Origin of the sequence: Hydrogenophaga sp. (assembly GCF_018780075.1) — a bacterium.
In the GTDB taxonomy this organism is placed as follows: Bacteria; Pseudomonadota; Gammaproteobacteria; order Burkholderiales; family Burkholderiaceae_C; genus Hydrogenophaga.
The window spans coordinates 1-19,883 of sequence record NZ_JADMKB010000187.1; the positions used below are offsets into that span (position 1 = coordinate 1).

Here is a 19,883-nt window from a genome sequence, read left to right on the forward strand (position 1 = left end):
TCATCAACGTCGACATCCAGATGCGCACCAACGTGCCGCACATCTTCGCCATTGGCGACGTGGTGGGCCAGCCCATGCTGGCGCACAAGGCGGTGCACGAGGCGCACGTGGCGGCAGAAGTCATCGCCGGGGAGCTGCAGGGCAACAAGGAACTGGCCGCGGCCGCCTTCAACGCCCGCGTGATCCCCAGCGTGGCCTACACCGACCCCGAAGTGGCCTGGGTGGGCCTGACCGAAGACCAGGCGAAGGCACAAGGCATCAAGGTCAAGAAGGGTCTGTTCCCATGGACGGCCTCGGGCCGCGCCATTGCGAACGGCCGCGACGAAGGCGTGACCAAGCTGCTGTTCGACGACAGTCCGGAAGCCCATGGCCACGGCAAGATCCTGGGCGGCGGCATGGTCGGCACGCACGCCGGCGACATGATCGGCGAGATCGCGCTGGCCATCGAGATGGGGGCCGACGCGGTGGACATCGGCAAGACCATCCATCCACACCCCACGCTGGGCGAGAGCATCGGCATGGCGGCCGAGGTGGCGCACGGGTCTTGCACGGATTTGCCGCCGAGCAAGAAGTAAGCGGCTTCAGCGCTCACCACACAGAAAGCCCGAACCGGCAACGGTTCGGGCTTTTGTTTGGGTGGCGCCACTGGGCTGTCTGGGGCCCGACAATGACAGCGACCGGCGCGGACACCTTCGTCCGGCCTTCAAATCCAGTCGAGGAAAAATGCCATGGTTTTTTACGATGTGTTGGCGCGCGTGGTGGCCCTGGTGGGGGCCGGTGCCGTGAAGTGGCGCAGCCTTCAGGGTGGTGCGCAAAGCCCGGCGGTGGGTGAGGCGCCGCAGATTCCGGAGGCCCGCCCGCAAGGCCGCATTCCGACCTTGAAAATGCCCACCGCACAAGGCTGGGCGCCGGGCCAGTTGCCGACCGCCGCTCCCGGGCTGAAGGTCAACGCCTTCGCGTCCGGGCTGAAACATCCGCGCTGGATCCTGGTGCTGCCCAACGGCGACGTCACGGTGGCCGAGGCCTTGCAGTCCGGCGGCAACCCCAGGACCTTGTTCGACCATGCGATGGTCGCGACCATGCGCCGCGCGGCGGCCTTCGGCGAGAGCCCCAACCGGATCACGCTGCTGCGCGACGCCGACAGGGACGGGGTGGCCGAAGAGCGCTACGCGTTGCTGGAGAACCAGAGCCAGCCCTTTGGCATGGCGCTGCTGGGTGACACCTTCTACGTCGGCAACACCGACGGCGTGATGGCCTTTGCCTACGCCGAGGGCGACACGTCGATCAGCGCGCCGGCGCGGCGGCTGACCACCTTCAAGCCCGACGGTCACTGGACACGCAGCCTGCTGCCCAGCCCGGACGGCCAGCGCCTTTACGTCGGCGTCGGCTCGCTCACCAACATCGCCGAGGGCGGCCTGGAGGTGGAAGAAGGCCGTGCCTGTATCTATGAGCTGGACCTGGAAACGAACCATTGCCGTGTCTTTGCCAGTGGCTTGCGCAACCCGGTGGGCATGGCCTGGGAGCCGACCACCCAGCGGCTGTGGACGGTGGTCAACGAGCGCGACGGCCTGGGCGACGAAACGCCGCCCGACTACCTGACCTCGGTCGCCGAAGGCGGCTTCTATGGCTGGCCCTTCTGCTACTGGGGCCAGACGGTGGATCACCGCGTGCCGCAGGACGTGGCGAAGGTGGCGACCGCGCGGACCCCCGACTACGCGCTGGGCGGGCACACCGCATCGCTGGGCCTGTGCTGGATGCCGGCCGGCACGCTGCCGGATTTCGACGTCGACGGCATGGTCATCGGGCAGCACGGCTCGTGGAACCGCAGCACGCTCAGCGGCTACCGGGTGGTGTTTGTGCCGTTCGCTGACGGCCGACCCGCAGGCCCGGTGCGCGACATCTTGTCGGGCTTCCTGGCGCCCGATGAATCGGTGTCGTACGGCCGGCCGGTGGGTGTGGCGATCGGGCCGGATGCACGTTCCTTGCTGGTGGCCGACGACGTGGGCGACGTGATCTGGCGCGTCAGCGGCGCCAGCCCGAGCCCTTGACCGCAGGTTGGCCGTGTTGAAGTCCACCCCATTCAAGGCGCACCAGAACCAGGCCATCGAGATCCGCTTTCCGTCAGCGACCGCCTATGCGGAGCCCTTCAAAGACGTTGAGCTGGACGTGGCCTTCACGGCCCCCAGCGGGAAGACCGTGGTGGTTCCGGCTTTCTGGGCCGGTGAACAAGACTGGTGTGTCCGGTATGCCTCGTCGGAAACAGGCGCTCATGCCTTCCGGACCCTGTGCAGCGACCAAGGCAACCCGTCCCTGCATGGTCAGGTCGGTGAAGTGAACATCGAACCGTACCTGGGCGACAACCCGCTCTATCGACACGGCGGGATACGGGTCGCGGAGGATCAGCGCCATTTCTGTCACGCGGACGGAACACCGTTCTTCTGGCTGGGTGACACCTGGTGGATGGGGCTGTGCGGGCGCCTGTCCTGGCCGGAAGACTTCCAGGCGCTGGCACACAACAGGAAAGAGACAGGCTTCAACGTGATCCAGCTGGTCGCGGGTCTGTATCCCGACATGCCGCTGTTCGACGAACGCGGCTTGAGCGACAGCGGCTACTGCTGGGAGACCGACCTGAGCCGGATCAACCCCCGCTTTTTTGACGAAGCCGATCAGCGGATCTTCCATCTGGTCGAGCAAGGGCTGACGCCTTGCATTCTGGGGGCCTGGGGGTATTACCTGCCCATGATCGGGTTGGAGAACATGCAGCGCCACTGGCGCTACCTGATCGCGCGCTGGGGGGCGCTGCCCGTGGTCTGGGCCGCGGCCGGGGAGCAGACCATGCCCTGGTACCTCGAAAGCCATGCCCAGAAGGTGGCCTCAAGGACCCAGCTGAGATCGGACTGGAGCCGGGTGATGGCCCACATGCGCACCCTCAACGGGTTCGGTCGCCTGATCACCACCCATCCCGTCGAAAGCGCCCGTAAATCGGTGACGGAGACGGGGTTGCTCGACTTCGAGATGCAGCAAACGGGTCACGGGGCGCCCACGGCACACCACGCCATGCGGGCGTGGCAAGGCTGGTGCACGCAGCCGGCCATGCCGGTGATCAGCGCGGAAGCGCGCTACGAGGCTCTGGAGATCAGCCCCACCGTCACCGCCCGGAACGCGCGCGAAGCCTTCTGGGCGCACGCGCTCAACAGCGGCCTGGCCGGGCACACCTACGGCGCCAATGGCATCTGGCAGGTCAATGCGGTTCAACGGCCGTTCGGACCATCGCCTTCGGGGTCCTGCTGGGGCAACATGCCCTGGGATCAGGCCATGCTGCTGCCGGGCGCCAGACAGATGGGCCTGGCCAGAAAATTCCTGGAAACGCTGCCGTGGAACGAGGTCGAGCCGCAGCCGGTTCAGACCGGCCGACTGGAGCGCCTGTTGCAGCATTCACCGCGTCTGAGGCGGGTCGCGCACAAACTGGGATGGCTGCAGGCGCGCCATGCCCCGGTGGCCGTGGGCATCGCGAGGGAACCATCGGTCGCCATCGCCTACACGGTGTCAGACCAGCCGTTCAGCATGGATCTGGCCCTGTTCAAAGGGCCGGTGACAGCGACCTGGATCGACCCCACCAATTTCGATGAACACCCCGTCCAGTTCGATGTGCGGGGCCACCAGATGCACGTTCAACCCCATCGCAAGAACGCCGCCGGTGAAAGCGACTGGCTGTTGTTGTTGCAGCCAGCCGCCTTGCCGTCGGTGTGAGGCCGGGTCGTTCACCCCGGCGCCAGCTGCAGGTGCACCCCGGCGGCCCGCAGCGCATCCTGCATGGGCTCGGGCGTGGTGTGCGGCACCACGAGGGCGCTCAGGTCCTTCAGGCCGGCGACCGTGAACGGTGACGCGGCGCCCAGTTTGTCCACCGTGGCGAGCACCACGGTGTCGGCGGCGCGTTCGTGCAGGGTGCGCTTGACGGCCGCCTCTTCAAAGTCGCCGGTGGTGAGTCCGGCCTCGGGGTGCACGCCGGTCACGCCCATCAGGTAGAGATCGGCCCGCAGCCGCAGGGCCGCTTCGGTGACGCTCGCACCCACGTTCACCATCGAGTGGCGGAACAGCCGTCCCCCCAAGGTCAGCACCTCGATGTGCAGGTGCTCGGCCAGCGCCACGGCGATGCTCGGGCTGTGGGTGACCACGGTGGCCCGCAGGTCGCGGGGCAGGTGTCGCACCACCTGCAGCGAGGTGGTGCCGCCGTCGAGGATCACGGTCTGCCCCGGGCGCACCAGCGCCGCGCCGGCCTGTCCGAGCAGCAGCTTCTCGTCGGTGGCCAGGCGCTCGCGCACCCGCAGGTCGCCCACCGCCGCCGAGGCGGGCAGGGCACCACCGTGCACGCGCTGCAGCTTGCCCTCCGCGGCCAGCTCCCGAAGGTCGCGCCGCACCGTGTCTTCCGACAGCCCCAGCGCTTCGCTGAAGGGTTTGACCAGGACCTGTCCGTCGGTCTGGAGGCGGCTGAGGATCAGTTGTTTGCGCTGGGTGGTGAGCATGGCTGAGTCGGACGGAGACGGGGGTGTTCGGTCGGTGGTTGCACGAAATTCCGTAAATGTGCATGATATCGCACGAATCTTCGAAAGACGAACCATGACCCATTCCCTCGGCCACCCTGCGCCATTGATCTCATGAACCTCGTGCCCCTCGATCACCCGTACGCTCCTGCGTTTGCCGGCGCGCCGCATGTGCGCCTGCAGGGCGTGCAGGTGCTGTCGGACAACTGGTATGTGCTGCGCAAGCTGAGCTTCGAGCTGCGCCGGCGCGATGGCAGCTGGCAGTCCCTGAACCGCGAGGCCTACGACCGCGGCAACGGCGCGGTGCTGCTGCTGTTCAGTCCCGCCCGAGGCACGGTGGTGCTGACGCGGCAGTTCCGTCTGCCGGCCTTCATCAACGGGGGCGGCGACGGCTACCTGATCGAGGCGTGCGCGGGCCTGCTCGACGGCGACGACCCCGAGACCTGCATCCGCCGGGAGGCCGAAGAAGAGACCGGCTACCGCATCCGGACACCCCGCAAGGTGTTCGACGCCTTCATGAGCCCGGGCTCGGTGACCGAGCGGCTGCATTTTTTCGTGGCCGAGTACGAGCCGGCGGACCGGGTTCAGGACGGTGGCGGGCTGCAAGCGGAGGGCGAGGACATCGAGGTCATCGAGATGCCGTTGCAGGAAGCCCTTGAGGGGATGGCCGACGGCCGCATCCGCGACGCCAAGACCATCATGCTGCTGCAGCATGTGGCGCTGTTCGGGCGTGCGTCGTTGTGAGCGCGGGCGGCCAGGGCTTTGGGACCCGATCCTCCCTGTGAAGGGGTCGGGCCAGCTGCGCTCAGGCCTCGACCCGCAGCGGTCCGTCGAGCTGGATCTTCCCTTCTTTCACATAGCGGCGGAAATCGCCGATGGGCATGGCCGCCGAGCCGTGGACATCTTCGTCTACCCAGCTCAGGGTGGCGTCGGCGACCGAGATCGACACCTCCACCGGGCCCTCGCGTATCTCCACGGCCGGGCCATCGCCGCCCCGGTATTCCACCTTGCCCACAATCTTTGCGCTTTGGGTCATGTCGGTTCCTTTCTGTGAAAAACCATCTTGGCGCAGCCCGCGGGAACGGTCGGTTCGGCAGCGCACCAACGCGCCCCGCACCCGACGCACCGAAGCAATGTCTTACACCGCGGACGCCACGTTGGTACGGGGGCGCACAGACCCTCCGAGGAGGCACGCCTACCCTGAAACCCGGTCGGCAATTTCCGGCTGAACTCGACATGTGCTGCTTGCAGCCGAAAGGAAACCTCATGCTCACGTCCAAATTCCTCACCGCCACGCTCACCGCACTCACCGTGGCCGGCACCGTCGGACTGGTCTATGCACAGTCCACATCCGGCAACGTCACGCCAGCGCCTGAGCCCATGGTTCAGGCACAGCCTTCGGTGACGCCTCCCGCCAGCGGCGGCATGACCGCCCCGGCCATGAACCAGGATGCGTCCACGATGGACCAGCCCGTGGCCCGCGCCGACCGCAACTGATCGGCACGCCACACGGCCCGGTGCCCTCTCCAGCGCGAAAGCGCGGGATCGACGCCGGGCCAATGGCCGTGTGCCGCAGGCGCACGCCGACCCCCCATGTGCCCCTCACCTTGCCCGGTCCCGGCGCCCGGCGACCCTGGTGCAGGCCTGCCGGCAGTCCCCGCGGCAGACAGCGCTGCCACGCATGTGCTCGCCGGGCTGCGCACGGGGTTGGTCATGGGCCTGAGCGTGGTGGCGTTGCTCCTGCCGAGCGGTTCGCCAGAGCGGGCCGCGCCGAGACAAGCCTCAGGCACACCAGCACTGCCGGTAGGCCCCCCTCGCTTCGCGGACCTGGCCGGCACACCGGCGTCGGACGCCGTGAAGCGAATCGCTCAATGGAGTGCCGCGACGCAGGACCACGCGGCCATGCCCTTTGTCGTCATCGACAAGCCGGCGGCGCGCTTGTATGTCTTCGACGCCCACGCGCGCCTTCAGGCCCACACGGCCGTGCTGATCGGGTCGGCCCTGGGCGATCACTCGGTGCCCGGCATTGGTCAGAAAGCCATCGCCGATGTGCAGCCCGACGAGCGCACCACACCGGCCGGTCGCTTCAATGGCAAGCTGGGGCGCAACCTCACGGGCGAAGACGTGGTGTGGGTGGACCACGAAGCGGCGGTGTCCATGCACCGCGTGCGCACCCACCAGCCCGCCGAGCGGCGCCCGCAGCGCCTGGCCTCCGAAACCATTGAAGACAACCGCATTTCCTACGGCTGCATCAACGTCCCGGCCGGGTTTTTTGATGCCCACCTGCTGCCCGTGTTCTCCACCCAGGCGGCCGCCATCTACGTGCTGCCGGACCGGCTGAGCCTGGAACAGGTGTTCGGCCCGCTGCCCTGAGTGCCCGAAAAAAGACCGCGCAGCGGAGCGACTGCGAGGCCTCTTGCCCACCTGCGCTTACCGACCTGCACCTGCGGCTGAAGCTGGCAGGGAGGCGCTCAGCTCCCGCGCGGGTCCACGTGAGGCCGGGTGCCATAGACGTCGAGAACGTCGTTGCCCAGCAAGGTGTCGGCACCCATCAGGTTCGGGCCTGTGCCGCGATTGCGGTCGGGCACCGTGTCGTCCAGGACGGTGGCGGCGGCGTACATGCCCAAGCTGTCGCGTTCTTCGTGGTTCATTCGTGGTTCACGGGGTGGCCTTCAAAAAGGGCTGGTGTGTGGGCGGGGCGGAGTCTTGCTGGCCGCCGAGCGGCGGGTGACTGTGTGCCCCGCAAGAGGGAGCGCGGGCGTTGCCCACCAGCGCCCTGGGCACCAGGGCGCATCCCCCGCAAGGGGTCACGCGGTCTGCATGGGCTGGCGGTGAAACACCGGAGCGACCAGCCCCAGCTGGGCCATGGCCGGTGATCGGCGTGGTGCGCCGTGGGCGCAGGACAGCCGGTCGTAGGCCTGCCGGACCACGCCGTAGCACTCGCAACTGCGCGCTTCCAGACCGCTGCGGTCGAGGATGGAGATGTGTCCCCGGTGGTATTCGATCAGTCCGGCTTTCTGCAGCTTGAGCGCACCGCCGGTGACCCCCTCGCGTCGCACACCGAGCAGGCTGGCAATGCGCTCCTGCGTGATCTGCATGTCGCTGCCTTCCTGCCGGTCCAGGTGCTGAAGCAGCCAGCGGCACAGCTGCTGGTCCAGCGCGTGGTGGCGGTTGCAGGCCGACGACTGCGCCATGTGCGTGAACAAGGCCTGGGTGTAGCCCAGCAACTGCTGCATGAAGTCGGGCGAACGGCGGGTGTGGTGCAGCACGTCCGCCGTGCTCATGCGCCAGGCGTGGCCGGGTCGCTGCACGATGGCGTCGCTCAGGGCGTTGGCGTCGCCCATGAAGGCACAGATGCCGACCATGCCCTCACCGCCGACCACGGCCACCTCGGCCGAGGCGCCGTCGGCCATCGAGGACACGAGGGACACCGTGGCGGTGGCCGGGAAGTGCACGTGGCGCAGTGCCTTGCCGCTCGAATGCAGCAAGGTGCCGGCCGACAGCTCGACCCATTCCAGGTCGGGCTCCAGGTGCTGCCATTCGGCGCTGGAGAGGGTGGAGAGCAGTTGGTTCTCGTTGAACCGTGAAGCGGTGGCTGTCATGCGACCTCCTGGGACATGTCGTTCCATCTGGGACCCGGGCGTTGAAGGCCATGGGTCTTTCGATGTCCCTGCGGGCCAGAAAGGCGGGAAGCAGGGTTGAACGCAATGTAGGTCGCCGGTCAGTCTTTCACTGTGTACAAAGACATGTGTGCCGACCCAGTTGTTACCGGTTGTGGGCGGACCAGGCGTGCGCAGACGGGGGCCGCAGGGCCCCGGTCACACCAGCGGGCGCACGGGCGGGCGGCCGTCGCCGTACAGATCGGCGAGGCGCGCGAGCGCCTTCACGTCGCGCATGAACAGCCGACCATCGCCGATGTGGTGCAGCCCCCGGCGCTCCAGCTTGCGCAGCGTCTTGTTGGTGTGCACCAGCGACAGCCCGAGCGCATCGGCCACGTGTTGCTGCGTCAGGGGAAACGGCACACCGCTCGCGCCCGCGTCGGCCTGCAGCGCCGCGGCGCGCTTGAAGAGCAGGATCAGCAGCATGGCGATGCGCTCTTCGGCGCTGCGCCGTCCCACCGAGAGCAGCGTGTCGTCCACCAGCGACTCTTCGTGCGCGGTGAGCCAGGTCACGTTGAAGCCCATGGTGGGCGAGCGGCGGTGGATCTCCCACAGCGAGTCGCGCTGGAACACGCAGAACACGGCCTCGGTCAGCGTCTCGACGCCGTGGGCCGCGGCATCGCCCATCTTCTGCTGCACGCCGATGAAGTCGCCCGCGAGCAGGAAGTTCAGGATCTGCCGGCGCCCGTCGCTCAGGGTCTTGAAACGAAACGCCCAGCCGGCTTGCAGCGTGTAGAGCGGTGCGTCGACCTGCCCCTCCTGGATCAGCGTGTGCCCCACGGGCAGGCGCATGTCCCGGCGTTTGAGCGATTGCACCAGTTCCACTTCGGCGGGTTCATGAGCCTGAAAGAGCGCCAGTGGCCGCAAGGGGCACTGGGCGCACGGGAGGGCGGCGGCGGGCTCGCGTTCGTCGGGGGCGGCTGAGGCTGAGGAGGTCATGGGTGATTGTGGAGCAGGGCGGCATGCCGCGGCAAAGGTGGCGCACCCTCTGTTCAACGACCTGCCGCCCCAACCAGGTGCATCCGGAGGGGCCGAGGTGTTGCGGCTTTCCAACGATGCATTCACTTCTTGGTGTGTCCTTGCGCAGGTGGACATGGAGAAGTGGGGTCGAGGCATAGTCTCTTCGATCGACGTCAATCAGGCTCCAGGCATCCGGCTTCCGTGAACTCCGCCCCCACACGATCAAACCCCAAGGAAGGCGCCATTCGCGTGGCGCTGGTGTATGCCGTTTTTGCCGGGTTGTGGATTCTGCTGTCCGACCGGGCCATGGGGCTGTTGTTCAGCGACCCCGAGGCGCTCGTGCGGGCCAGCATGGCCAAAGGCTGGTTCTTTGTGGCGGTCACCACCCTGCTGCTGTATGTGCTGGTGGGTCGGCTGGTCGATCAGCTGAACACGGCGCACCAGCGCGAACAGGCCGAGGCCGAAGAAAAACGACGGGCCATGCAGCTCCTTGCCGCGATTGCCAAGAGTTCCAGCGATGCCATCTTCGCCAAGGACGACCAGGGGCGCTATCTGCTGGTCAACAACGCAGCGGCGCAGTACATGGGCAAGTCCACCGAAGACCTGCTGGGGCAGGACGACCGCATCGCCTTTCCGGCCGAGCAGGCGGCATGGATCATGTCCATCGATCGACGGGTTTTCGCTTCCGGCCAGGTCGAAACCAATGAAGAGTGTTTGAACACCGCGCAGGGCGAACGGGTGTTCCTGGCCACCAAGGGGCCGCTGCGCGACGCGCACGGCCACACGTTCGGCACGTTCGGCATCGCGCGCGACATCACAGGCCGCAGAAAAACCCAACAGGACCTGCGCGACAGCGAGGAGCGCCTGCGACTGGCCTTGGTGGCGGGCAAGCAGGGCCTCTACGACCTGAACCTGGAGACGGGCGATGCGATGGTGAGCGAGGACTACTCGGTCATGCTCGGCCACGATCCGCAGTCGTTCAAGGAAACGTTTGCCGAATGGCGCGAGCGCCTGCACCCGGACGACCGTGTCATGGTGCTCAAGTCCCTGGACGGCTATGTGGCCGGCCAACTGCCCGCCTACCGCGTGGAGTATCGGCTGCGCACCCACGACGGTGGCTGGAAATGGATTCTCTCCATGGGTGTGCTCCATCAGCGGTCTGCCGAAGGACGACCGTTGCGCATGCTGGGAACCCACACCGACATCCATGCGCTCAAGACAGCGGAGGCCGCGCTGCGCGACGTCAATGCCACTCTCGAGGCCCGTGTGGCCGAGCGCACGGCCGAACTGACCGCAGCGAACCACGAGCTCGAGACGTTTGCCTATGCCGTCTCGCACGACCTGCGGGCACCGCTGCGCGCCATGGGGGGCTACGCCCAGGCGTTGCAGGAGGACTGCGGCGCCTCGCTTCAGGGACAAGCCAAGACCTATCTCGATCAGATGGCGCTGGCTGTCCACAAGATGAGCGACTTGATCGACGGCTTGCTGGCCCTGTCTCGAAGCACGCGTGGCGATCTACGGCAAGACCGTGTGGACCTGTCGGCGTTGGCACGCCGCCGCCTGACCGAACTGGCCGTGGCCGAGCCCGGAAGGCAGGTCGCGCTGGACATCGAGGATGGTCTTGTTGTGCAGGGCGACGAGCGGATGCTCGACAGCGCGCTGAGCAACCTGCTGGACAACGCCTGGAAGTACACCGGGGCCACCGCGGCGTCCGCCATTCGCGTGCATTGGGGCGAGGTCGGCGGCCTGCGGGGCGTCTGCGTGTCCGACAACGGTGCCGGCTTCGACATGGCACACGCGGATCGCCTGTTCAAGCCTTTCCAGCGCTTGCACCGCCAGGACGAGTTTCCTGGCATCGGCATCGGGCTGGCCACCGTGCAGCGCATCGTGCGCCGGCACGGCGGCGAGATCGCTGCGCATGCGGTGCCTGGCAAGGGTGCGACGTTCTGCATCGCGATGCCGCAGGTTACAGGCCACCCGGACCAGGCCCCAACGTCTTGAAGCGGCGGGCCCTCCGGTCGCGTGATGGCCGCATGTTCCGCAAGGCGGCGGAACTCTGGGTTCGCCAAAGCTGAACCGCACCTCCGTTGACGCCCGGCCGACGCTGACGCCTGTCGACTCTGTGGGGTGGAGGCGCCCACCGTGGCAGCTTGTAAATATATGTACATCCACTCAATGTCCCATGACGCTTGTCGATACCTTTCCTGAGAGAAGGGCCGCCTGTCGAGCACTGGGGCGTCGACGGGTTCAACATGCGAAAGGGAACAACATGCGACACATTCAAATCACCTTGTCTGTCCTGGTGGCGGCGCTGGCGGGCTGCGCCACGCCGCAGGCAAATCCACCCGCACCTGAGAAGTTCGTGGCCTCGGTCACCCAATACGATCACTCCGAGGTCAACGAGGCCGCCAGCGCCTATGTGGCCCTGTACCGGCAGACCATCGAACGCAGCCTGTCTGAACGACGCTATCAGGAAGACATGGCCTACAAGCACCTGAGCGCAGAGGCCTGCCTCGATAGCCGGGCGACGCGGTTGCTGGACAAGAAAATCACGCCAGAAGAGAAAAACGCCCTGATGTTGTCTTCCGTCTCGCAGGGCAAACTCAATGCCTACCGAGGCTTGTCCAAGGGCTATTTCACACGGGTCAATGGGCTGGAGTTTTTGACCTGTGAGCTGGCGGGCCTCAGGGTCAGCTCCAAAGACCTGAAATACTGATCCGACACAGCTTTGTTTCAGACAAAGGCCTGAACTGGCGACCTGGTTCAGGCCCTTTTGCCGTCTGGCAACGAAGGCGCTTGGGGGCAGGTGACGCCACGCCATAAAGCAGGGATGTGGCCCAGGCCGGGCGACAGACCACCTGCTTGCCGCCGAGCCAAGAGGCGACGGTGATGAGATCCATTCTTAAATGAATCTTAAGTCTTGACCACTAGCATCCTCAGGCTGCAAAGGGTGCACTGGGTCAGAAGTTGCAGACCGGCTGCTGCTGGAGCGCTGCACCTGTCCGCAGCACCAGCCGGCCACACGGATCGGCCCCCGAAGCAATTTCTGAAGTACTACCGAGGTCTGTATGGACATGGCGACAGTGGATCTGAGTGAACGTTTCGTTTTTGACGATCCCAAATATGACTTGCTGGCCGAGCAAAGCGCGCAGAAGTACGCTGCCGGCTCCCCGTTCCCCCACATCCACTTCGACAACTTCCTGCCGCCAGATGTGGCCGAGGCGGTGCTGGCCGAATTTCCCAAACCGGCCGATATCGACTGGCACAACTACAACCGCCAGACCGAGATCAAGCTGGTCTGCGCGGACGAAACGAAGTTCGGTCCCGTCACGCGCAACCTGTTCTATCAGTTTCATTCCATCCCTTTCTTGCGGTTTCTGGAAAAGGTCACCGGGATTCCGAATCTGATCCCGGATCCTTTGCTGCGCGGCGGGGGCTTGCACCAGATCCGTCGTGGCGGGCTGTTGAAGTTGCACGCTGACTTCAACAAACACGACAGCCTGTTCCTGGACCGCCGGATCAACATCCTGCTGTATCTCAACAAGGACTGGAAAGAAGAGTACGGCGGTTGCCTGGAGTTGTGGAACAAGGACACCACGTTCTGTGGCGACAAGATCCTTCCCGTGTTCAACCGGCTGGCCATTTTCACCACCACCAGCGATTCTTTCCACGGTCACCCGGACCCGCTCAACTGCCCGGAAGACATGACCCGCAAGTCACTGGCGCTGTACTACTACACCAACGGTCGCCCGAAAGGCGAGGACGATGGCATTCACACCACCATCTTCAAGGCCCGGCCGGACGAGAGCTTCAAGGGTGTGATGTGGCGCATGGGCCAGGACTTCGCACCGCCCGTGGTCTGGCGCAGTGTGCGCCGCGTTCGCGAACGGTTCTTCAGCAAGTCGATTCAGAAGCGCGGTTGATGGGCGTGGGGTCAGGCGGGCAGGGTGCTCGCCCACCCCAACAATCGATCACATCTGACAGTGCGGCGTGCGAGGAGCCTTGGCACAGGTGCCAGGGGTTGGGCCCTCGCAAGGCCCTACAAGTGGCCGATCAGCGTGAAGAGGCCGTGGTGTCGCCACCCGGCAAAGGCACGCGCCGGGCACCATTGAAACGCGTCTGCCAATAGGAAATGCGCATGTCTTCCACCCGAACCGATGCACCTGCACGGGGCGCGTGGATGAATTTTCCATCGCCGACATAGATGCCCACGTGGCTGAACGCACGACGCATGGTGTTGAAAAAGACCAAGTCGCCCGGTTTGAGTTCGCTGCGGTCGATGGATTGGGTGGCTGCGGCCTGTTCATCGGCCCGTCGAGGGAGGATCTTGCCGACCGATTGCTCGAACACCGCTCGAACCAGCCCGCTGCAATCAAAGCCGGTGTCTGCGCTGTTGCCACCGTACCGGTAAGGCACACCCAGAAAGCCCATGGCACTCATCACCAGGTCAGAGGCTTTTTCGCCGACATTGCTCCGGGCCAACTTCAGTTGAGATCCGAGTCGGGAGATCACCCCCCGTTCCTCAAGCAGCTGGTCCATGTCGTCGTGACCGACCTCTGCTTCTGTTGGTGCGGCCTGGGCCAAGGCACAGCCCATCAGAAGGAAGATCAGTATCACACGATGCATCGCCGCAGCTTATCGTCATGGAGATGATGCGTCAAGCGAGGAGTGGGTCACAGAAGATTGATTCTGCTCAATATTTTTCGGAAACGTTCATTTCTTGACCTCTCTGAACACAAAAGAATTTACCGGACTCCGTTGCGTTCAGTTGAGCTTGTTGAATCCATCTGTCACTGCCAAATCCATCAAACATCCAGAAAACAGATTGAGTTAGTTTATTAATTTGAACGTCGTTCATATAATTGAACCATTTCCAGTGGCCAACAACCCACCCCAGTCCATGTCCGTCAAATTTGATGCGATCACCCCTGTGCTGACCCCTGAGCAGGTGCGACACCTGCAACAGCGGGCCACCGACCGGCAGTTGCGGCAGCAGCGATTCGGTGATGAACGGCGGGTTCAACTGCTGAATGTGGCGTGGGCGCTCTGGTGCGAGACGGGTGCCCAGGGATTCAACATGCGCCAGCTGGCTCAGCGGGCCGGTTACACGGCAGGCGCGCTGTACGCGTACTTTCCAGGGCGCGACGCCATCCTGTCGGCGCTGCAGCTTCGCGTGATTCAGGCGTTGGGAGAGCTGGTCAGGTTGCAGAAGGCATCCCGCGCCGAGAGGGGTTCGCGCGCCCGAACCGACGGGGTGCCGATCCTTGACCATGTGCAGGTCGCCCGCCAGCTGTTCATGGACCGGTCGCTGGCGTGGTGGGGTTGCCTCGCCGGGGACGCGCAGCGTTTGCAGCTGGTTCTGCATGGCGGCCCAGGCAGCCTTCCAGAGGTGTCCCCCGATCAGGACACGGCTTCGGAGCCGTTTGCGCAGCTGACCGATGCTTTGCAGCCGTGTCTGGACGCTTTGCGTGCCACGGGCTTGCCGCCTGAGTGCGCTGCGCAGCTGCACGATGAGGTGCTGGCCTACGGCCTGGGCCTGCTGGTGTTGCAGGGTCAGAAGCCACCGACCGACCGGGCGGCATTGGAGTCGCGTTTTGTCCAGAGCCTTCAGCGTTGGCTGGACGTGGCGCTCGCGGGCGCGCTCGGTGGAGCAGGTGCCGCCGCCGTCGAGCAGGGTGACTTGTTCGCCGCGTGATTCGCCGTCCGTGTCGCCAGGCGGTCTGGTTTTGTCACAATCGGCGGCTCGCGCTCCCGGCGCGATCCAAGACATTCCACAGGACATTTCATGCTGCTTGACGTAACCGATTCCCAACTGGTTCTGGTGGACTACCAGGAGCGCCTGATGCCGGCCATGCCCGAGCGCGAACAGGTGCTGGCCAATGCGCTGCGCCTGGCGCGCGCGGCGCGCCTGTTGGGCGTACCCACGTTCGGCACCGAACAAAACCCTGAGAAGCTGGGCGCCAACGATCCCGCCTTGCGCGGGTTGTGCCAGCGCACCCTGACCAAGATGAGCTTCAGTGCGGCCAGTGATGGCCTCGTGGAGTGGTTGCGGCCACCGGCCCGTCAACAAGCCGGAGGCAACGCCCGCAGCTTGCCGCGCCATCTGCAGAAGCCTGCCGCACCGGCTGCCGAGCGCAACACCGTGGTGCTCGCCGGTTGCGAGGCCCATGTCTGTCTCCTGCAGACGGCACTGGAACTGGTCGAGCAGGAAATCGACGTCTGGGTGGTCACCGATGCCTGTGGGTCGCGCACCGAGCGCAACCGGGACGCTGCGTTTGACCGGCTCGCCGGCGCAGGCTGCGAGCTGGTGACCACCGAAATGGTGGTGTTTGAATGGTTGCGCAGCGCCGAACACCCCGCTTTCCGTGAGATTCAGGCGCTGATCAAGTAAGCGGCCAGGAGAGGCGCGGTGCCGCTGCCGCAAGGGCAGGGGCCGATCAGCGATCCTGGATAACCATCCGTGTCGGGTGTCAGACTCCCGAAAGTCTGGTCTTCATAATTATGAATTCAGTTTCGATGGGCGCCTCCGTGCGCCAGTCGAAGCCGTTCCAGTCGTTTCGAACCACCACCTGCAGGAGACTCTCATGGGCAATCCACAAGGCTACGCGGCCTTTCACCAACGCTCGATCAAAGAGCGAGACGCTTTCTGGGCAGAGCAGGCGGCGCTGGTGGATTGGCACAAGCCCTTTGACCGCGTCTGCAACTACGACAACCCGCCGTTCGCCCGCTGGTTCGAGGGCGGTCTGACCAACCTGTGTCACAACGCGGTGGACCGGCACCTGAAAGACCGGGCCGATCAGAACGCGCTGATCTTCGTGTCCACGGAAACCAACGTCGAGACGATTTACAGCTTTCGCCAGCTGCACGCCGAAGTGCAGCGCATGGCCGCCATCCTGCAAGACCAGGGCGTCAAGAAGGGCGACCGTGTCCTGATCTACATGCCCATGATTCCCGAAGCCGCGTTTGCCATGCTGGCCTGCGTGCGCATCGGCGCCATTCACTCCGTGGTGTTCGGTGGTTTCGCCAGCCACTCGCTGGCGAGCCGCATTGAAGACGCTTCGCCCGTGGCCATCGTCAGCGCCGATGCGGGTTCGCGCGGTGGCAAGGTGGTGGAGTACAAGCCCCTGCTGGACGAAGCCATCAAACTTTCAGCCCACAAGCCACAGAAGGTGGTGATGGTCAATCGCGGTTTGGCGCCGTTCAGCGCCGAGGCGGGGCGCGATGTGGCCTACGAGGTCGAGCGTGCGAAGCACATGGACACCGTTGTGCCCTGTGAGTGGGTCGATGCCACGCACCCCAGCTATACGCTCTACACGAGCGGCACCACCGGCAAGCCCAAAGGCGTGCAGCGCGACACCGGTGGCTACACGGTGGCGCTGGCCGCGTCCATGAAGCACATCTACATGGGCGAGCCGGGCGAAACCTATTTCTCCACCAGCGACATCGGCTGGGTGGTGGGGCACAGCTACATCATCTATGGCCCGCTGATTTGCGGCATGGCGACCATCATGTACGAGGGTCTGCCGATCCGGCCGGACGCCGGCATCTGGTGGAGCCTGGTCGAGAAGTACAAGGTGTCGGTGATGTTCAGCGCGCCGACGGCCGTGCGCGTGCTCAAGAAATACGACCCGTCCTTCATCAAGAAATACGATCTGTCCAGCCTCAAGGCGCTGTTCCTGGCGGGGGAGCCGCTGGACGAGCCGACCGCCAAGTGGATTTCCGACGAGCTGGGCAAGCCCATCGTCGACAACTACTGGCAGACCGAAACCGGCTGGCCGATCCTGGCGATCTGCAACGGGGTGGAAAAAGCGCCCAGCAAGTTCGGCTCACCGGGCAAGGCCGTGTACGGCTACAACGTCAAGCTGCTCGACGACCAGACGGGCGCGGAGCTGCAAGGCGGCAACCAGAAGGGCGTGGTTGCGGTCGAGGGTCCGCTGCCGCCGGGCTGCATGCAGACGATCTGGGGCGACGACGCCCGATTCGTCAAGACCTACTGGTCCAGCGTGCCGGGCAAAGTCGTGTACAGCACTTTCGACTGGGGCATCCGCGACGAAGACGGTTATTACTTCATCCTCGGCCGAACGGACGATGTGATCAATGTGGCCGGTCACCGCCTGGGCACGCGCGAGATCGAGGAAAGCATTTCCAGCCACCCGAAGATCGCCGAGGTGGCGGTGGTGGGGGTGGCCGACCAGCTCAAGGGGCAGGTGGCGATGGCGTTCGCCGTGGTCAAGGACGCTTCGTTGCTGAGCGACGACGCCGCGCGGTTGAAACTTGAAGGCGAGGTCATGAAACTGGTCGACGAGCAGCTCGGTGCGGTTGCCCGTCCGGCCCGGGTGCGTTTCGTCAACGTGTTGCCCAAGACCCGCAGCGGCAAGCTGCTGCGGCGCGCCATTCAGGCGGTGTGCGAAGGGCGCGACCCAGGCGATCTGACGACCATGGACGATCCGGCCGCGTTGCAGCAAATCAAGGACTTGCAGGCCTGAGGCCGCGTTCCTGGCTGTCAAAAACCGGCGCCCTCCGGAAGGAGGGATGGTTTTTTTTGAACTCCCGGGTGTATTTCGGGCAAGTGACAGACCGCTTGAAGTCAGTATGATCCATGCTTATATTGACAAAAGTGTGGTGAACCATGGAACAAATGATCGGGTCTGACGCCCACATCGAGAAAGTCCGTGTTTTCGAACTGGCCGCCGAGCTGTTCGGTGTGTTGGCCACACCGATGCGCTTGCGCATCCTGAGCGCCCTGTGCGACAAGGAAAAATCCGTGTCCCAGTTGCTGCTGGAGATCCAGACCACGCAGCCCAACCTGTCGCAGCACCTGAACCTGCTGTACCGGGCCGGCGTGCTGGCCAAGCGCAAAGAAGGCACCCAGGTCATTTACCGCGTCCAGAGCGAAAAGGCGGTGACCCTGTGTCGCACCGTCTGCACCCAGATCGCGATCGAGATGGACGAACCCAGCGCAGTGCCCGCTTCCGAGCGCCTGTCGCCCCGCGTCGGCGTCTGACGCGCGCTGGCTGACGGGAGGCTGTCGCTTCGCCGTCGCGCAACACGCGCACTTCAATTCGGTGTCAATGCACCGATAACCCTCAATCTCTGCACCACCGCGGTTCGGGCGATGGCACAATCGCGGACTGCAGTCAGTTCCTTCCACAGCCACTGTCGCATCCGCCAATCGGTTCAGCCGTGTCGCGGGAGGTTTCTTTAACCAGCTAATGTTTCCCAGAGGGAAGCGGAGGTCAGCGGATTTATGAGCAATTCCCCATCGAACGGGAGCAACGTCTATGTTGCCTTCCAGAACAACTCGTACCTCTTCGGCGGCAACGCGCCGTACGTGGAAGAGATGTATGAGAACTACCTGAACAACCCCGGTAGCGTTCCAGACAACTGGCGCAGCTACTTCGACGCGTTGCAGCATGTGCCCGCCGTCGACGGCACCGATGCCCGTGACGTGCCCCACCTGCCCGTCATCAACGCGTTCGCCGAGCGTGCCAAACAAGGCGGCACCCGCGTTGTGGTGGCCGCTGGCGCCGACTCCGATCTGGGTCGCAAGCGCGTGGCCGTGCAGCAGCTCATTGCCGCCTACCGCAATGTCGGCTCGCGCTGGGCCGACCTCGACCCGCTCAAGCGCACCGAGCGCGACCACATTCCCGAACTCGATCCCTCGTTCTACGGTTTCACCGACGCCGATTTCGAGACCGTGTTCAACACCAGCAACACGTTCTTCGGCAAGGAGGTCATGTCCTTGCGGGACCTGCTCAACGCCTTGCGCGAAACCTATTGCGCCAGCGTCGGGGCCGAGTACATGTACATCAGCGACCAGACGCAGAAGCGCTGGTGGCAGGAAAAGCTGGAATCGATCCGCAGCAAGCCGGCGTTCAATGCCGACAAGAAGAAGGCCATTCTCGACCGCCTGACCGCGGCCGAAGGCCTGGAGCGTTTCCTGCACACCAAGTACGTGGGCCAGAAGCGCTTCTCGCTCGAAGGTGGCGAGAGCTTCATCGCCTCCATGGACGAGTTGATCCGCCAGGCGGGTCAGGTCGGCATCCAGGAAATCGTGATCGGCATGGCGCACCGCGGCCGCCTCAACGTGCTGGTCAACACCCTGGGCAAGATGCCCAAGGACCTGTTCGCCGAGTTCGATCACACCGCGCCCGAAGAGCTGCCCGCTGGTGACGTGAAGTACCACCAGGGCTTCAGTTCCGACGTGTCCACCCCCGGCGGCCCGGTGCACCTCTCGCTGGCGTTCAACCCGTCGCACCTGGAAATCGTGAACCCGGTGGTTGAAGGTTCGGTGCGTGCCCGCATGGACCGCCGTGACGATCCGCTGGGCAATCAGGTGTTGCCAGTGCTCGTGCACGGCGACGCGGCCTTCGCTGGCCAGGGCGTGAACCAGGAAACCCTGGCGCTGGCCGCGACCCGTGGCTACACCACGGGCGGCACGGTGCACCTGATCATCAACAACCAGATCGGTTTCACCACCTCCGACCCGCGCGACCTGCGCTCCACGCTGTACTGCACCGACATCGTCAAGGGTGTCGAGGCGCCGGTGCTGCACGTCAACGGTGACGACCCCGAAGCCGTGGTGCTGGCCACCCAGCTCGCGCTCGAGTACCGCATGACCTTCCGCCGGGACGTGGTGCTCGACATCATCTGCTTCCGCAAGTTGGGCCACAACGAGCAGGACACCCCGAGCCTGACCCAGCCGCTGATGTACAAGAAGATC

General features: G+C 64.9%; 21 protein-coding genes. 14 read left to right on the top strand and 7 right to left on the bottom strand.

Features of this window, described 5'->3' with window-relative positions; all coding sequences use genetic code 11:
* The 3 genes from IV088_RS25920 to IV088_RS25930 all read left to right on the top strand — a co-directional run.
* The coding region (locus IV088_RS25920; RefSeq protein ID WP_291107955.1) for an FAD-dependent oxidoreductase at positions 1 to 575 on the top strand (575 nt) is incomplete at its 5' end.
* Positions 576 to 728: 153 nt separating this feature from the next.
* Positions 729 to 2,048: a sorbosone dehydrogenase family protein gene (locus IV088_RS25925; RefSeq protein WP_291107958.1), complete on the top strand. Its 1,320-nt coding sequence runs from the start codon at positions 729 to 731 to the stop codon at positions 2,046 to 2,048.
* Between the two features lie 16 nt (positions 2,049 to 2,064).
* The gene (locus tag IV088_RS25930; protein WP_291107961.1) at positions 2,065 to 3,750 is read left to right on the top strand and encodes a DUF4038 domain-containing protein; all 1,686 of its coding nucleotides are present in this window, start codon (positions 2,065 to 2,067) and stop codon (positions 3,748 to 3,750) included.
* An 11-nt stretch (positions 3,751 to 3,761) separates the two neighbouring features.
* On the opposite strand, the gene IV088_RS25935 is transcribed toward IV088_RS25930, so the two are convergent.
* Positions 3,762 to 4,523: a DeoR/GlpR family DNA-binding transcription regulator gene (locus IV088_RS25935; RefSeq protein WP_291107964.1), complete on the bottom strand. Its 762-nt coding sequence runs from the start codon at positions 4,521 to 4,523 to the stop codon at positions 3,762 to 3,764.
* A 132-nt stretch (positions 4,524 to 4,655) separates the two neighbouring features.
* Between IV088_RS25935 and IV088_RS25940 the strand changes: the two genes are divergently transcribed.
* Entirely contained in the window at positions 4,656 to 5,285 is a 630-nt protein-coding gene (locus IV088_RS25940) for an NUDIX domain-containing protein (protein WP_291107967.1), read from the top strand.
* A gap of 61 nt (positions 5,286 to 5,346) precedes the next feature.
* Here the strand turns inward: IV088_RS25940 and IV088_RS25945 are convergent, their stop codons facing one another.
* Complete coding sequence (locus tag IV088_RS25945) at positions 5,347 to 5,577, bottom strand: hypothetical protein (protein ID WP_291107970.1); 231 nt, start codon at positions 5,575 to 5,577, stop codon at positions 5,347 to 5,349.
* A gap of 230 nt (positions 5,578 to 5,807) precedes the next feature.
* Between IV088_RS25945 and IV088_RS25950 the strand changes: the two genes are divergently transcribed.
* Positions 5,808 to 6,038 carry a hypothetical protein gene (locus IV088_RS25950; protein WP_291107973.1) on the top strand — a complete coding sequence of 77 codons (231 nt, stop codon included), beginning with the start codon at positions 5,808 to 5,810 and terminating at the stop codon, positions 6,036 to 6,038.
* A 405-nt stretch (positions 6,039 to 6,443) separates the two neighbouring features.
* Positions 6,444 to 6,914, top strand: coding sequence for a L,D-transpeptidase (locus IV088_RS25955; RefSeq protein WP_291107976.1), 471 nt, complete (start codon positions 6,444 to 6,446; stop codon positions 6,912 to 6,914).
* 98 nt (positions 6,915 to 7,012) lie between these two features.
* Here the strand turns inward: IV088_RS25955 and IV088_RS25960 are convergent, their stop codons facing one another.
* From IV088_RS25960 to IV088_RS25970, 3 genes are all read right to left on the bottom strand, one after another.
* A complete protein-coding gene (locus IV088_RS25960; protein WP_291107979.1) occupies positions 7,013 to 7,192 on the bottom strand; it encodes a hypothetical protein in 180 nt (59 codons plus the stop codon).
* Between the two features lie 156 nt (positions 7,193 to 7,348).
* Entirely contained in the window at positions 7,349 to 8,143 is a 795-nt protein-coding gene (locus tag IV088_RS25965; protein WP_291107982.1) for a Crp/Fnr family transcriptional regulator, read from the bottom strand.
* A 216-nt stretch (positions 8,144 to 8,359) separates the two neighbouring features.
* Positions 8,360 to 9,139 (bottom strand): Crp/Fnr family transcriptional regulator, encoded by a 780-nt coding sequence (locus IV088_RS25970; RefSeq protein ID WP_291107984.1) that lies wholly within the window; start codon positions 9,137 to 9,139, stop codon positions 8,360 to 8,362.
* 222 nt (positions 9,140 to 9,361) lie between these two features.
* Here IV088_RS25970 and IV088_RS25975 point away from each other — a divergent pair, with 222 nt between their 5' ends.
* From IV088_RS25975 to IV088_RS25985, 3 genes are all read left to right on the top strand, one after another.
* Positions 9,362 to 11,161, top strand: a complete 1,800-nt coding sequence (locus IV088_RS25975; protein WP_291107986.1) for a PAS domain S-box protein — start codon at positions 9,362 to 9,364, stop codon at positions 11,159 to 11,161.
* A 181-nt stretch (positions 11,162 to 11,342) separates the two neighbouring features.
* Positions 11,343 to 11,876, top strand: coding sequence for a hypothetical protein (locus tag IV088_RS25980; RefSeq protein WP_291107988.1), 534 nt, complete (start codon positions 11,343 to 11,345; stop codon positions 11,874 to 11,876).
* 352 nt (positions 11,877 to 12,228) lie between these two features.
* Positions 12,229 to 13,083, top strand: coding sequence for a 2OG-Fe(II) oxygenase (locus IV088_RS25985; RefSeq protein WP_291107991.1), 855 nt, complete (start codon positions 12,229 to 12,231; stop codon positions 13,081 to 13,083).
* A 130-nt stretch (positions 13,084 to 13,213) separates the two neighbouring features.
* Here IV088_RS25985 and IV088_RS25990 read toward each other — a convergent pair whose 3' ends face one another.
* Together IV088_RS25990 and IV088_RS25995 are read right to left on the bottom strand one after the other, a co-directional pair.
* On the bottom strand, positions 13,214 to 13,786 hold the full coding sequence (locus tag IV088_RS25990) for a C40 family peptidase (RefSeq protein ID WP_291107994.1): 573 nt from the start codon (positions 13,784 to 13,786) through the stop codon (positions 13,214 to 13,216).
* A gap of 67 nt (positions 13,787 to 13,853) precedes the next feature.
* Positions 13,854 to 14,183, bottom strand: a complete 330-nt coding sequence (locus IV088_RS25995) for a hypothetical protein (protein ID WP_291108008.1) — start codon at positions 14,181 to 14,183, stop codon at positions 13,854 to 13,856.
* Between the two features lie 9 nt (positions 14,184 to 14,192).
* On the opposite strand from IV088_RS25995, the gene IV088_RS26000 reads away from it, so the two are divergent.
* The 5 genes from IV088_RS26000 to IV088_RS26020 form a co-directional block, all read left to right on the top strand.
* The gene (locus IV088_RS26000) at positions 14,193 to 14,855 is read left to right on the top strand and encodes a helix-turn-helix domain-containing protein (RefSeq protein WP_291108003.1); all 663 of its coding nucleotides are present in this window, start codon (positions 14,193 to 14,195) and stop codon (positions 14,853 to 14,855) included.
* A gap of 90 nt (positions 14,856 to 14,945) precedes the next feature.
* Positions 14,946 to 15,551, top strand: a complete 606-nt coding sequence (locus tag IV088_RS26005) for an isochorismatase family protein (protein ID WP_291107997.1) — start codon at positions 14,946 to 14,948, stop codon at positions 15,549 to 15,551.
* Positions 15,552 to 15,729: 178 nt separating this feature from the next.
* Positions 15,730 to 17,646, top strand: a complete 1,917-nt coding sequence (locus IV088_RS26010) for a propionate--CoA ligase (protein ID WP_291108006.1) — start codon at positions 15,730 to 15,732, stop codon at positions 17,644 to 17,646.
* Between the two features lie 143 nt (positions 17,647 to 17,789).
* Positions 17,790 to 18,164 (top strand): helix-turn-helix transcriptional regulator, encoded by a 375-nt coding sequence (locus tag IV088_RS26015; protein WP_077330575.1) that lies wholly within the window; start codon positions 17,790 to 17,792, stop codon positions 18,162 to 18,164.
* A gap of 243 nt (positions 18,165 to 18,407) precedes the next feature.
* On the top strand, positions 18,408 to 19,883 hold a 1,476-nt coding region (locus IV088_RS26020), incomplete at its 3' end, for a thiamine pyrophosphate-dependent enzyme (protein ID WP_291108001.1).